Annotated in this window: 10 protein-coding genes and 1 other annotated feature; of the genes, 4 read left to right on the top strand and 6 right to left on the bottom strand. The window is 37.7% G+C overall.

The window, feature by feature from the left end; genetic code table 11:
- Positions 1–60: 60 nt before the first annotated feature.
- The 6 genes from BAU17_RS04630 to BAU17_RS04605 all read right to left on the bottom strand — a co-directional run bounded on the left by BAU17_RS04630 (position 61) and on the right by BAU17_RS04605 (position 8,149).
- Entirely contained in the window at positions 61–2,115 is a 2,055-nt protein-coding gene (locus BAU17_RS04630; RefSeq protein ID WP_161901653.1) for a methyl-accepting chemotaxis protein, read from the bottom strand.
- A 114-nt stretch (positions 2,116–2,229) separates the two neighbouring features.
- Positions 2,230–3,090, bottom strand: a complete 861-nt coding sequence (locus tag BAU17_RS04625) for an ROK family protein (protein WP_161901652.1) — start codon at positions 3,088–3,090, stop codon at positions 2,230–2,232.
- A 12-nt stretch (positions 3,091–3,102) separates the two neighbouring features.
- Positions 3,103–4,482, bottom strand: a complete 1,380-nt coding sequence (locus tag BAU17_RS04620; RefSeq protein WP_161901651.1) for a glycoside hydrolase family 1 protein — start codon at positions 4,480–4,482, stop codon at positions 3,103–3,105.
- Positions 4,479–5,792, bottom strand: a complete 1,314-nt coding sequence (locus tag BAU17_RS04615) for an alpha-L-fucosidase (protein WP_161901650.1) — start codon at positions 5,790–5,792, stop codon at positions 4,479–4,481. The genes BAU17_RS04620 and BAU17_RS04615 overlap by 4 nt, the downstream gene beginning before the upstream one ends.
- Positions 5,793–5,796: 4 nt before the next feature.
- Positions 5,797–6,795: a LacI family DNA-binding transcriptional regulator gene (locus BAU17_RS04610; RefSeq protein WP_161901649.1), complete on the bottom strand. Its 999-nt coding sequence runs from the start codon at positions 6,793–6,795 to the stop codon at positions 5,797–5,799.
- Positions 6,796–6,820: 25 nt separating this feature from the next.
- Complete coding sequence (locus BAU17_RS04605; RefSeq protein ID WP_161901648.1) at positions 6,821–8,149, bottom strand: PTS sugar transporter subunit IIC; 1,329 nt, start codon at positions 8,147–8,149, stop codon at positions 6,821–6,823.
- 184 nt (positions 8,150–8,333) lie between these two features.
- Here BAU17_RS04605 and BAU17_RS04600 point away from each other — a divergent pair, with 184 nt between their 5' ends.
- From BAU17_RS04600 to BAU17_RS04585, 4 genes are all read left to right on the top strand, one after another.
- Entirely contained in the window at positions 8,334–8,522 is a 189-nt protein-coding gene (locus BAU17_RS04600) for a hypothetical protein (RefSeq protein WP_161901647.1), read from the top strand.
- Positions 8,523–8,831: 309 nt separating this feature from the next.
- Positions 8,832–9,072 (top strand) — a binding site (T-box leader).
- A 54-nt stretch (positions 9,073–9,126) separates the two neighbouring features.
- A complete protein-coding gene (locus BAU17_RS04595; RefSeq protein ID WP_161901690.1) occupies positions 9,127–10,236 on the top strand; it encodes a 5-methyltetrahydropteroyltriglutamate--homocysteine S-methyltransferase in 1,110 nt (369 codons plus the stop codon).
- A 96-nt stretch (positions 10,237–10,332) separates the two neighbouring features.
- A complete protein-coding gene (locus BAU17_RS04590) occupies positions 10,333–10,809 on the top strand; it encodes an S-ribosylhomocysteine lyase (RefSeq protein ID WP_161901646.1) in 477 nt (158 codons plus the stop codon).
- Position 10,810: 1 nt separating this feature from the next.
- Complete coding sequence (locus BAU17_RS04585; RefSeq protein ID WP_161901645.1) at positions 10,811–11,584, top strand: SDR family oxidoreductase; 774 nt, start codon at positions 10,811–10,813, stop codon at positions 11,582–11,584.
- Positions 11,585–11,586 lie beyond the last annotated feature (2 nt).

Genomic DNA, 11,586 nt, shown 5'->3' with positions numbered 1-11,586 from the left:
ATCAAAAAGTAAACAATGGATTGAAAAAACGGTAACGCAACACTGCGCCACCGTTTTTAACTATTTTTCTACATCAAATTGTCGGGTTAATTGTTGTAAATCATCTGAAATAGTCTGTAATTCTGCGACATGCCCAATAAATTCTTCCATAGTTGCAAGAACTTCTTCCGCATTAGCAGAAACTTCTTGGGTACCTGCAGCATTTTCTTCAGTAGAGGCTGAGATATTCTCTAAGTTTTCTAATACTACTTGTTGAATAGCAACAATGTCATCAGTAGCTGACTGAATCGTTTGAATGTTCGCCAACAATTGATTATTTTGATTAAATACTTCATTTGACGAATGGATAGCTTGATTAATTAATTGTGATTGTTTTTCACCACCATCCAATGAGCGAGATGTTTGATTCACCATTTCTTTGGATTGTTCTTGAATTTGAGCAATAATTTGTTCAATTTCAAGCGTAGAGGCTTTACTTTGTTCGGCTAATTTTCGAATTTCAGTCGCTACAACAGCGAAACCTTTCCCTGATTCACCAGCACGTGAAGCTTCAATTGAAGCATTTAAAGCAAGTAAATTTGTTTGGTAAGAAATATCGTTAATGACACTGATAATTTGGTTAATATTTTGGATATTTGTATTCATGCTAGTCATTTGTTGCATCAAGGCGTTCATTTGTGAAAGTTCTGTCTGCCAATTGGAGCTGACTTGATCCATTATTTGTACACTTTGTCGATTGGTATCAACAGATGTTTGCGATTGCGTATTCATATCAGAAACATTTGTCAATAATTCTTGGACAACATCAGATAACTGTTGGACTTGGGTGACGCTTTGTTCAGTTTCACCTGCTTGGCTACTAGTCACTTCAGCAATTCCTGTGATGGTCTCAGTTACTTCTTCCGTTGCCGTACTTGTCTGTTTGGACAACTCTAGCAAAGAATCAGACATGGTAGCAACATGTTGACTTTGCCCTTGTACACGTTGAATTAACTTACCAATAGATTGAATCATATGATTGTAACGTGCGATAAGTTGATGAATTTCGTTACCTTGTTCATCTGGTCGAATAAATCGATGGGCAAGACCACGAATACCGCGCCCGCTTTCTTTTTTAGAAGATGGTAGGATGAGCTGTAATTTTCCTTGGCTGATTTTTTCAAATTGATTAGATAAAGAAGTGACGATTTCTCTTACTAAAGAAGTAGTGAATATAACAACTAAGGCAACAATTGCCATCATTACGAGGGCAACAATACTAGAAGTAATTAAAAGGGAACGGATTTCGTCTTGGTATTCATTGCTTTGCCAAGTAACGAGAGCCCAAGTGGTGCTTCCTTTACCACCTTTATCAAAATAAAAGCCTTCGGAATATTTTTTACTCTGCTCATTCACAAATCCTTTGTCTTTTGAAGATTGCTTAATGGCTTTAAAATTGGCATCTTTTGACATATCTTTATTGATTTCTTTTTTGTTAGCAGCATTCATAATAATTCCTTCAGAAGAGACAAATAGAATCTCTCCAGTACGACCAACAGCGAGATTTTTGATCGTCGCATCCACGGTGTGATACGATACATCAACTGCAAGTACACCTTTTTCACCTGCTTGATTGGTAATTAGTTTTGATAAGGTCACCACGTATTCATTTTCCGTGCCATCGTTGAGATAGGGTTGTGTGCGGACTACTTTACCAGGATTTGCTACGGCATTTTGGTACCAAGGGCGCTCGGTCGGAATAAAGTTTGCGTTAGCTGGTAAATCAATGCTTTCTGCATAGGAATTATCTTCTTTTGCGAAAATAGCATATTTAACGTTATTATCTGCTGCACTAGAAGTTTGTAGTAATTTTGCTATTGCTGGTAAATCAAATGCTTCTTGAAATTCCGGTCCTTGTTCAAGCGTTTCAATTCGATATTCAGTTGCCTCCATTAAGTCATCTTTCACTGCCATAATAGTATTTGCAGCACTATATTGGGCATCCGTATTGCGTTCTTCTAATAGAGTGAGAGTGCTTTGGAGGGTACTAAATAACATGGCAAGGACAGGAATTAGTGCAGTGAAAATCAAAATAAAAGCGACATATCTTCCAATACTTTTTTGCTTATATTTCATGTATAGTCAACCTTTCCATCATTCAAATTTTACTTTCGAGTAAATTATCGGCTTGAATGTGAAAAAGTTAACGTCTTAAGCATAAAGTTTGAAAAAAATGTCACTTTTGAAGTTTTAGTTGACGATATTTTGAAAGTTTAGTGCAGCGCCAATTAAATTAGCGTTATTTTGAAATTCACAAGGACGAATTTCAGGCATAATCTCAGGGACGCCAAAATCAGCTAATAACGTTTGTAGACGCTGATGAAGTTCATTCGATAATTCTGGACGAGCAGAAATGCCGCCACCTAAAATAATCACTTCTGGATCAATTGAAACTTGGATATTGTATAGTGCTTCAGCTAGATTGTCATACATAGTATTTAATGCATCTGTTGCAAGTTGGTCACCAGCTTCTTTTAAGTCGAAGAGATCTTTACCGGTAAGCGATTTTCCTAAAGTTTCTGACAAGCGTGAAGCAGTATTGACAGCTGTACCATTGTAGCTCAAGCTTTTGCCATTGCGATTTTGCATTAAACCAAATTCGCCACCGAATAAGTGCGCACCTTTATAAATTTTTCTATTGATAAAAATAGCGCCACCGATACCTGTTCCAATGACCACAAAAACAGCTTGTTGTGCCTGTTTACCCGCACCAATTTCGATTTCGCAAATCCCAGCACAGTTCGCATCGTTTTCGATAGTCACAGGTAATTGAAAGAATACTTCGAAATCATCATAAATGGGGCGATGATGAATATAAGGAACAGCAGAGATGCCATCAATGCGACGTTGCGCCACATTGACAGCTCCTGGCGCACTAATAGCGACGCCTTTTATAGGTTCAGGGTAAGAGTTGATTACTTGTTTCATTGCTACTTGTAATTCTTCAAATGTAGCAGGTGTGGGGAATTGATTGAGTTGCATTAATGTTTGCTCGTGCCAAAGCCCATGTTTGACAGCTGAACCACCAATATCAAAAACTGCAAGTGCCATAATGTTCCTCCTTTAATTTGTGTACCCATTGTCTTGTACAACTTGTTTGAACCACAGGCCGCTTTTCTTCACACTACGTTGGAACTGGTTGTCTAAATCAACACGGTAAAAACCATAGCGATTGCGGTAGCCATTTAACCAAGACCAGCAATCAACAAATGTCCATGTTTGATAACCAAAACAGTTACTGCCTTCTTGAATACCTTGATGCAAGTAATCTAAATGTTCTTTCATAAATTCGATGCGGTAATCATCTTGAATCATACCGTTCTCATCAAGGAAGCGTTCTTCGTCTGCCACGCCCATACCGTTTTCACTGACAAACCAAGGAATGTTTTTGTAGTCGTTTTTCATCATAATTGCAACGTCATACATGGCTTCAGGATAAATTTCCCAGCCACGATAAGGATTAATGCGTTTTTCTGGCCAGTCATAAGCACCATATAAATCACTTGGCATTTTAGCTGGTTTTGCTGGATTCGTTGGGGCTTGGACCCGTCGTGGTTGATAGTAATTTAATCCGATAAAGTCAACGGTATTTTCGGCCATTAACTGCGTATCTTCTGCTTGGGTTTCAGGTGTTAGTTCATTTTCTTTGATTAAAGCAATCAGTTCTTCTGGCAAATGTCCGTGTACCGCAGGGTCTAAGAAACTACGCGTATTTAATAAATCAGAAGCTAATTTGGCTTGTTGGTCAGCATCCGATTCACTACGAGCATAAGCAGGAGAAATATTTAAAATAATGCCGATTTCGCCTTGAGGAAGGACTTCTCGAAAAGCTTTCACTGCACACGTATGAGCCATTAAGGTATGATAGCCGACTTGCACGGCTTTTTTGAAATCAACGATTGCTGGATAATGGTAACCGAATAAATAGCCGCATTCTACGTGGACTAGAGGCTCATTAAAAGTTGTCCATTTGCTGACTAAATCACCAAATTGTTCAAAAGCCGTTTTGGCATAGAAAGCAAAAGCATCGACTGATTCACGAGTCTCCCAGCCACCTTTTTCCATCAGCCACATCGGCATATCAAAGTGAAACAAGTTAATAATTGGTTCGACGCCATGATTGCGAATTTCTTGGAAGTAATCGCGATAAAAAGCGACTGCTTCAGGATTCAAGGTTTTGCCATCAGGTAATAGTCGTGTCCATGCAATGGATGTACGAATCGAATTTAAGCCAATGTCTTCCATCCGTTGGCAATCTTCTTTATATAGTTCATAAATATTAGAAGTATCCGCTGGCCCTTGGTTAGCATTAAATTTTTCAGGATTTGTTTCAAACCAATGATCCCAAGTGGAAGCTGATTTGCCATTCAATAGGCTGTGTCCTTCGGTTTGTGGGGCAGACATCGCGGCACCCCATAAGAAATTTGTTGGAAATTTTTTCATAATGATGCTCCTTTAGTTAATTTGATGACCGTAAATGGTTCACTGTGTGCGTTGAAGTGTAGGGTAGACCCAGTGAGTTCTTCATCTGTTGTTAAATTAGTAATCGTCGCAATAGTTTCTGGAAAAATACTTGTATCTAATTCAAAAGCGGTTCCATTTTTATGGAAGGCGTAAATCGCTTCAGTTGTTTGCGTGAAAAACCAATTATCATGTGATAGAGGATACGGACGTGTCTCATAAATACCTTGGCCATAACGTTTTAACCAATCGCCAAGCTGGGACATGATGGCTAAGGCTTCTTCAGGTAACGTACCATCTGGTTTGGGTCCGACCCCTAAAATAATATTTCCACCTAAGGCAACTACTTGGACTAAAGCTTGAATAATTTCATCGAAAGATTTGTATTGGTCATTAGGAACGTAGCCCCAATTTTTTGCTAATGGAATATTACTTTCCCAGGCTTTTTTTGGTGGAATTTCAGGGATTTTACGTTCAGGTGTGACGTAGTTTTCATAGTCACCACCAATGGTCCGATCCACGATTAATAAATCAGACTGAATGGCACGTAATTTTTCTGCAATTGTATCCATGTCTAAGAATTCGTTGTTGGCAGAATTGACCCAACCACCGTCTAACCAAAGAATATCAACAGGTCCATAATTTTCACATAGTTCAACCAGTTGGTTTTCAACAAATTGATTGTAGCTTTTCCATGTTTCAGGTTGTTCTCTTGGATCGTAACTGGCATATCTGCCCCGTGGTCGTTGTCCAGGTACCCAGTAATCTTTTGCATACCAATCGGCTTTTGAATAATATAAGCCAGTATGGATGCCAACTTCTTGAAAAGCTTGATTAATGTATTTTAAGACATCGGCATGTGGATGATTATGGAATTTTGTTTCGGGACTCGTAATTTTATACTCACTGTATTTGGTATCGTACATGTTAAAGCCATCATGGTGTTTGGTTGTAAATAATGAATACTTAAAGCCAGCTTCTTTGGCTTTTTCAGCCCAAATCGTAGGGTTAAAATTTACTGGATTAAATTGCTTGTTTAACGCCCAATAGTCATGACGCAAGGTATCAATGTCTTCTCGCCATGCGCCTTTTTTTCTTGCCCAATCATCTTCTTCTGATAATTGCCAAGATTCTACAATGCCAGCTTCGGCATATAGTCCCCAATGGAAGATAATACCGATTTTTTGGTCTTGGAACCACTCAAGTTTTTCTTGGATGACTTGTGGTAAGTGTTGATATTCTTCTTGTTGTGTGGTGAGATTTTCTTCGATGTCATTTCGAATTTTTTTCATAGGTTTATTTCAGCCTCCTTACTGAATCGTGCCAAAGAATTTTATTTTTTAGCAGGAGTCGTTCGCCTGCTAATTGATTATTATTTTGTATTTTTTCGACAATACGTGATGCAACGACTTCGCCTAGTTCTGTAACAGGTTGATGAATGACGGACAATCTTGGTTGGAAAATATCACTCATATCAAAATAATCAAAGCTAGCAAAGGAAAGGTCGTCACCAATCCGTAAGTCATGTTCATAGATATATTGCAAGGCACCCAATGACATATTGTAGTTACAAACAAAAATAGCTGTCAGTTCTTTATTCTGCAATAAATTTTTCATTCCTTTATAGCCGCTATCTTTTGAATAGTTCCCATAGTAAATATGCGCAGGATTCAACGGACAATTGTTCATAGAAAAGGCATCATAAACGCCTGCCAGTCGTTCTTGGGCAATATAATCGGTCTGTTGTGCGGCAATAATGCCAATATTCGTATGTCCGTAAGCCATTATTTTTTGAATCATTTGACACGTACTTTCACGATTATTCATCATAATCGAATCAACCTTAGGAAATTCAATGGGTGTATTGATTGAAATGATAGGTAAATCCAATGTTCTTAATGCTTGAATTTCTTCCCATTCTTGTTCAGCTTCAAAGATAATCAGTCCATCGATTTTTCGTGAAAGTAAAAAATCTAATTTTTCTTTGACTTGGCTATGATTATTGCGAAAAGCACTCAGTAACATACTGTATCCTCGCTTTTCTAATTCATCGCCTACATTGGCTACAAGAGAAGAAGAGAAGTGACTTTGTAAGTTATTCATGAGCAGACCAATTGATTGTGTGCGATTGATTTTTAGTCCTTTTGCAAAATAATTCTCGGTATAGTTAAGTTCAGCAATCGCAGCTTCGATTTTTTGCATATTGGCATCTTTTAATTTGTGTCCGTTTAAATAACGTGACACACTCCCAACGGAAACTCCTGCATGTTTTGCAACTTCTTGAATTGTAGCCATATGAAAACAAACCTCTTTCTATTCTTTAGTTCATTTCATTATTACGCAATGCTTTGTTACTAGCAAGTACGAAAGGCATATAAAGAAAAATATCTAAAACAAATAAAGCAAGTGATAACAGTGTAGCTGGAATATCGCCTGCAGTTGTCACCCAAGCAGAAATAACGGGTGGTAAAATCCATGGCGGAATGACAACACTTTTGGCAACTAACCCTATAGCAGTCAAGGGATAGGCGATGGCTAAGTTAATCAACGGGACACAGATAAATGGAATGAGTAGAAATGGATTCATCACCACTGGTAGTCCAAACATCACAGGTTCTGAGATATTAAATACACTCGGAAATAAACTAATTTTAGCAATATCTTTGTAATCTTTTCGTTTAGATACCAAAAAAATCGCAATGAGAAGTGGTAAAATAGCGCCAGTACCACCAAACAAGGTGTACATGCCAATCCAAGGATTGGTTACAATATTAGGAATGGCTTCACCCATATTAAATGCATCGATATTCTGCTGAATCGCAGTGAGCATTGGTGGTGAGGTAACGGATGAGACGATATTTTGCCCATGCAGTCCAAAGAACCAGAACACTTGGGTAAAAATTTGAACAACAAATAATCCAATTGGACTTTCCATAGCGTATTGTAAAGGGGTTGAGATAATTGTTTGGATAATTGCTGGAATTGTTTGCCCTGTAAGTTTAACAATCGCGAAGGTCACTCCTGCGAAAATAATAATGACTAAACATTCTGGAATTAATGAATTAAAAGAACCCGCCACAGCTGGTGGTACGCCATCAGGCATTTTGATGCGTAATTTTTCGTTATTTGAAATCCGTACAAGTAATTCCGTGCCTAGTAGCGCAGCGATAATCCCGACAAACATTCCTCCAGAAGAAGTGAGTGATTGTAAATACACGCCAGCAACTTCTACCGATTCAGTGGCACCAACTGGCGTGACTTCATTGAATAGAGGGAACATAATCATCGTTAATGCTAAGCTTAAAATTCCTACGTGTAGCTCACTTAAATTTTTTCGTTCAATGGTTCCGTTTGCAATATAAGCGCTAGAAAGGCGATAACCAATTAAAAATGTTACAAAAACAGTCATCAAGCCCATCGTTCCATTATTCACCATGAGAGCCAATTCTGATAGAGCAGACAAATCAATAAATTGTTGTATGGTCGGGTTCGAAAAAATCAATGCATTTAAGAGTATGAACAATGAATTTGCCATAATAATTGGCATAATATCAATAAAGCTGTCACGAATAGCTACGAGATGGCGCTGATTAGCCATTTTCGAAGCGAAAGGCATAATTAGATTAGCAATCTTGTCGGAAAAAGACATAAAAGAACCTACTTTCATCATTTGTTTAATTTTTTTGAATCGATTCAAAAATATCATAGCATACTATTTTTCAATTGCAAGCCTTAACAAAAAATTAGAAAAGAGGTGTATGCTTGATTTTTCAAAAATGGCACGATAGGCTAGTTACAAGAGTCTATGTAGCGGACGAATTGGAGGGAATCTATTGTATAAAAAATGGCTTGCTTATACACATCAATTTCCTAGAAAAAGCATCCTACTTGCTGTTTTTATAGGGAGTTTGTTTGGTATTTTAGGGGAGTATGTTGTCAATAAAGATGTTCGTTGGGAAGGCTTGTTTCCTGTGATTTTTTTGACGGCGATACAAGTTTATTTAGTGAGTAGAAAAAAATAGTTCAATTGCAAGTAGTATGTAAATAATTTTTTATGAATTATATGTTCCAATCGTTCTTTTGTTGTTCTTAGTAATGAATTAGTCGCTTTACCTTTGGCAATTATTTAGGCAAGTATTTAAAAAGGAATTACTAGGTAATAGTATTTATATAAATGTTAATAAATAAGGTTTTTGGAAGGTGATTAAGTGATAACTAATAGGATTACCTTGGTGTTACCTTGATAAAACCGAAGGGAACAATAAAGATTATTATGCAATGTCTATTGACTTTTATGAGAATAATCTGATATATTCGTTACAACTTCATAATTAAACACTGTGAAAAAGAAAGTAGATAGATTTGTTTTTTCCTAGAGAGTCTCGGTTTGCTGAAAAGAGATAAAAAGCAATCAATTGAAAATGGCTTTTGAGTGGATCTTCTGACTAATTAAGAAGATACGGATTGTTCCGTTAAGCAACAACAGTCTCCGAAAAGAATCGGGTACTGATAGAGGTAGTGTCTGTGAAGATACTACAACATAAGGTGGTAACGCAGGTTGATGCCCTTAGATGTCTTTTTGGATGTCTAAGGGTTTTTTTGTATCAAAAAATAAAGGAGAGAAATATTATGACGATACCATTTCGTTGGGATCAAGTCGGAAGTTTTTTACGTCCGCAAGAATTGAAAGAAGCAAGAGAGGCTTACAAACAAGGAAAAATCACTAAAGAAGCGCTCACTGCAGTTGAAGATAAGGCGATTATTGCTTTAATCGAAAAGCAAAAAGAAGTTGGCTTGAAGGCCGTAACAGATGGCGAGTTTCGTCGTCGTTGGTGGCATTTAGATTTTATTGCCGGTTTGAATGGGATTACTGTTTATGATTTTGAAACAACTGCATTTGGGATTACGACCGAAGCACAAGGAACTTACGTCAGTGGGAAACTATCATTTAACGAAAATCATCCATTTTTAGATCATTTTCGTTTTACGAAAGCTCATGCTGGAGATGCAGTCGCAAAACAAACAATTCCTGGCCCGAATATGATTTTTCTTGATTCATTGATTTTATCCAAACAGTACAATGAAAACCCTGTTTACGAAACCAAAGCTGCTTTTATCGAAGATTTGATTGCGACATATCGTGCGGCTATCCAAGGATTTTATGATGCTGGTTGCCGTTATTTACAATTGGATGATACGAGTTGGGGTGGTTTGTTTGATGATCGTTTCCGCGGCTTAATTGCAGACAATGGGTATGATCCGGATGAACTAATTCAAGAATTTGGTGAAATTACTGAAGCTGTTTTAGCCGATAAACCAGAAGATTTAGCGGTGACCTTCCATTTTTGTAAAGGAAATTTCCAATCAAAATGGTTATACGACGGTTCTTACGATAAAATTGCAGAACGCTTATTAGCGATTAAACAATTTGATGGTTTCTTCTTAGAATTTGATGATGAACGCTCAGGTAGTTTTGAACCCTTGCAACATATTCAGAATCAACGAATTGTGTTAGGATTAGTTACAACGAAGACACCAGAATTAGAGGACAAAGAAGTGCTAAAAGCACGTATCAAAGAAGCTGCGCAATATGTTCCTCTAAATCAGTTGTGTCTGAGTCCACAATGCGGGTTTTCTTCTACACATGAAGGCAATAAAGTCAGTGAAGAAGATCAGTGGAAGAAATTCGCATTAATTATTGAAACGGCAAAAGAAGTTTGGGGTGATACAGTTTAAATAGACTAATTTAGTAAAATTTATTTTATAAACAAAAAGAAGTTTCAGTGATACTATGATAACCATCAAAAATAATTAGAAGGAGAGAAACAACTCGTGGCAGAAGTAGAAAGTTTTACATTAGATCATACAAAGGTAAAAGCACCATATGTGCGTTTAATTGCGGAGGAATATGGTGCAAAAGGAGACGTTATTGCAAACTATGATTTACGTTTCTTACAACCAAATGAAAAAGAAATGCCAACAGGAACTATTCACACTTTGGAACATTTACTTGCAGATTTATTACGTGACCGCTTAGATGGTATTATTGATATTTCACCGTTTGGTTGCCGTACAGGTTTCCATTTAATTACTTGGGGAGTACCGAGTGCAGCTGAAGTAGCCAAAGCATTGACAGAGGTGTTAACAATTATTGTGAATGAGACAAAATTTGAAGACATCCAAGGTGTGTCAGAAAAAGAATGCGGCAATTACCGTGACCATTCATTATTCGGTGCCAAAGAATATGCAAAAATTGTCTTGGATGCAGGGATTAGTGATGATGCTTTTGAGCGTCACGTTGTGAAGTAAGATGTATTTTGCGGCGTTAAAACAGCAAGTCGTTCTTGTTATCGGTAGCAAACAAGGTATTGGTGAGGCAGTTGTTCAAACCTTCTTAAATGAAGGAGCAACTGTCGTAGCCGCAGATATTGGCTACTCAGAAACAGTTTTAACAAAAGTTTCTGAACAACTTTACCAAATTCAAGTCAATATTGCACAAGAAGAACAGTTAGTTGCTTTGGTTGAGCAATTGACGATGCACCATCTGATTCCAGATGTTTTTGTAGATGTTGCAGGTATTTCGACAATGGATTTTCTAGTGGATAGCCAAACATCGGATTTCGATAAAGTGCAAGCAGTCAATACGCGAGGGGCGTACTTGAGCTGTAAACACATCACGAAATTAATGATAGCACATCAAAAGAAAGGTCGTATTATTTTGATTGCCTCGCAGGCAGGAAAAAACGGCTACCGTGGTATGTCAGCGTATGTAGCTTCCAAACATGCAGTCTTAGGTTTAACCAAAACATTAGCGATTGAAGTAGCTGTACAAGGAATCCTTGTGAATGCTGTGTGTCCGGGAATAATTGAAACATCTATGAAACATCGTGAACGCATTGAAGGCGGCTTGATTCGTGGCATGACGGCAGAAGAAGTCTTGGCTGAAGACAATAGTCAAGTTCCGTTAGGTCGTACAGGTACACCACAAGATGTGGCAAATGTTATCTTATTTTTAGCCAGCCCGTTAGCTAGCTATATGACAGGCCAAGCGATTAACGTAACTGGTGGTATGACGATGCACTAAGA

The organism is Candidatus Enterococcus willemsii, assembly GCF_009933335.1.
Lineage (GTDB): Bacteria > Bacillota > Bacilli > Lactobacillales > Enterococcaceae > Enterococcus_F > Enterococcus_F willemsii.
The sequence above is the reverse complement of the archived record's forward strand: the minus strand, read 5'-3'. Positions and strand labels throughout refer to the sequence as shown.

Bases quoted from the DNA above. Each gene is read 5' to 3' on its own strand.
- BAU17_RS04630 (WP_161901653.1), bottom strand. From the start codon at position 2,115: ATGAAATATAAGCAAAAAAGTATTGGAAGATATGTCGCTTTTATTTTG.
- BAU17_RS04625 (WP_161901652.1), bottom strand. From the start codon at position 3,090: ATGGCACTTGCAGTTTTTGATATTGGTGGTTCAGCTGTCAAACATGGG.
- BAU17_RS04620 (WP_161901651.1), bottom strand. From the start codon at position 4,482: ATGAAAAAATTTCCAACAAATTTCTTATGGGGTGCCGCGATGTCTGCC.
- BAU17_RS04615 (WP_161901650.1), bottom strand. From the start codon at position 5,792: ATGAAAAAAATTCGAAATGACATCGAAGAAAATCTCACCACACAACAA.
- BAU17_RS04610 (WP_161901649.1), bottom strand. From the start codon at position 6,795: ATGGCTACAATTCAAGAAGTTGCAAAACATGCAGGAGTTTCCGTTGGG.
- BAU17_RS04605 (WP_161901648.1), bottom strand. From the start codon at position 8,149: ATGTCTTTTTCCGACAAGATTGCTAATCTAATTATGCCTTTCGCTTCG.
- BAU17_RS04585 (WP_161901645.1), top strand. From the start codon at position 10,811: ATGTATTTTGCGGCGTTAAAACAGCAAGTCGTTCTTGTTATCGGTAGC.